At 60.8% G+C, this 1190-nt stretch carries 1 protein-coding gene; it reads left to right on the plus strand.

The window, feature by feature from the left end; all coding sequences use genetic code 11:
- Positions 1-93: 93 nt before the first annotated feature.
- Positions 94-1059, plus strand: a complete 966-nt coding sequence (locus AC0L2O_RS36200; RefSeq protein ID WP_473373121.1) for an IS5 family transposase — start codon at positions 94-96, stop codon at positions 1057-1059.
- Positions 1060-1190: the final 131 nt, after the last annotated feature.

Genomic DNA, 1190 nt, shown 5'->3' on the forward strand with positions numbered 1-1190 from the left:
GAGGGCTTTGCACAATCGGTTGCACGTGATTCTTTGAATCATGGCTGATTCTAGCGAGGTGAGCCAAGCATGGTCGAGCGCAATGTCGGTCAAATGAGCTTGGCGGATGTCCTGGTTCGGGCACGCCGAGGCAGCATCCTGGATGAGGTGGAGGCTGTTGTGGATTGGGCGCCGCTCCGCTCGCTGCTTGGCAAGCGGGGTGGCGATGGTGCCGGCAACAGCAGCTATCCAGCGGAAGTCTTGCTTCGCTGCTTGCTCGCCGGGATCTGGCACAATCTGTCCGATCCGGCGTTGGAAGCCGCCATTGCGGACCGGCTGTCGTTTCGTCGCTTTGTTGGTCTGAGCCTGCACGATCAGACCCCGGATCACACGACATTGTGGCGGTTTCGGCAGGAACTCGCCAAGGACGGTCTGATCGAGAAGGTGTTCGCGGAGATCAATCGGCAGTTGGAGGCCAAGAAGCTGATCCTCAAGCAGGGGACGCTGGTCGACGCCTCGTTGATCCCGGCCCGAGCCACTCCGCCCCGCAAGGCACGCAAGGATGGCGAGGATACGCCATCTGCGGATCGCGATGCACGCTGGGGCCGGAAAGGCAAAAAGAGCGTGTTCGGCTACAAGATCCACACGGGTGTGGATGCCGGTCACACCATCATTCGTCGTGTCCACATGACGGATGCCTCGATCACTGATACAGAGCCGGCGGATCGTCTGTTCTGTGGTGATGAGGAAGCGGTCTATGGCGATCAGGCCTATTACACGCATGCCCGGCATGCGCGCCTGACCGAAGCCGGTATCAAGGATCGCCTGATGCGTCGTCCGAACAAGCATCATCCCGAACTGCCGCCACGACAGAAGCTGCGCAACAAGCTGATCGCGAAGATACGCTCAGCCGTGGAGCGACCGTACGCCGTGTTCAAGGAGCATTATGGTCTGCGGCGGATGCGCTTCTTCAACTTCGCGCGCAACCAGACGCACATCGTGCTGGCCTGTTGCGCCTACAATCTGCGTCGCGCGGCCGGCGCCTTGGCCGCGCAACGCCCAGAGTCCGTCTCCGTTTGAAAAAACGGAGGACAACAGGGGTGAAATGAGCAAAATGCCGCTCACTGCAGCGGGCTGACAGCAAAAAAAGCCCGCGACGCACCTCAAGCGCCCGCTCGCCCCTCTGTGCAAAGCCCTCACAAGGGGAGAGG

The sequence above is a fragment of the Bradyrhizobium sp. Kon10 genome (assembly GCF_055807395.1).

Excerpts from the sequence above, each read along its gene's own strand:
- AC0L2O_RS36200 (WP_473373121.1), top strand. The coding sequence starts at position 94 with ATGAGCTTGGCGGATGTCCTGGTTCGGGCACGCCGAGGCAGCATCCTG.